The following is a 648-nucleotide window of genomic DNA, read 5'->3' as shown; positions in this document are numbered from 1 at the left end:
TTGTTGTTTGAAAAGAATTTTCCACCCTTCTTGCTTTGGTGTCTTTCCGATCGATTGAAACAGCAAATCAGCTACTTTCGTTTGTATCTTGGTTTCTTCATACAAGTAATCAGGTAAAAACATGGCAACGGTCGTTTTAACGACTAAAGCATAAATTTTTCGTTGTAAATCGTCCATTTTCGCTAATGCAGATTCGGTAGGTACTTGTTTTGTTGGGATAATGGCGTGGTGTTCCTGTACCTTACTACCGTCCACATAACGCTTTCTAGGCTCTGTTTGAACCATTTCAAGATCAAGTCCTAAAAAACCGCTATATTTGCCAAAATTCGCTTTTAAATAAGCAAATTCGTTCTCTGTAATAAATGGTGTATCTGTTCTTGGATAACTCAATAATTTTGCTTCATACAGTCCTTGCATAGCTTTTAAACGTAAAATTTTGCGTTCTAAGACGTTTTAAATATATCTGCGTATATTTTTATGTGTTTTATCTTTTCGTCGGCAAATGCGTTAAAATTTGCGAAATAAAATAGCTCAAGGGCGAACGCAGTGAGTGCATTTACCCTTGATCTATTTTTTTGAGTAAATTAGCTTTTGAAACCGACGGAAAGGAAACACAAAACTTTTCAGAGGCAAGGGGTTTTTAAGGGG

At 36.0% G+C, this 648-nt stretch carries 1 pseudogene; it reads right to left on the bottom strand.

Annotated elements, in window-relative coordinates:
- Window positions 1–426 (bottom strand): annotated as a pseudogene (locus KHQ28_RS28640) (DNA topoisomerase); the annotation flags it as partial.
- Between the last annotated feature and the right edge of the window lie 222 nt (window positions 427–648).

The sequence above is a fragment of the Klebsiella sp. 28 genome (assembly GCF_018223905.1).
In the GTDB taxonomy this organism is placed as follows: Bacteria; Pseudomonadota; Gammaproteobacteria; order Enterobacterales; family Enterobacteriaceae; genus Klebsiella; species Klebsiella pneumoniae.
This window is presented reverse-complemented; position numbering and strand designations above follow the sequence as displayed.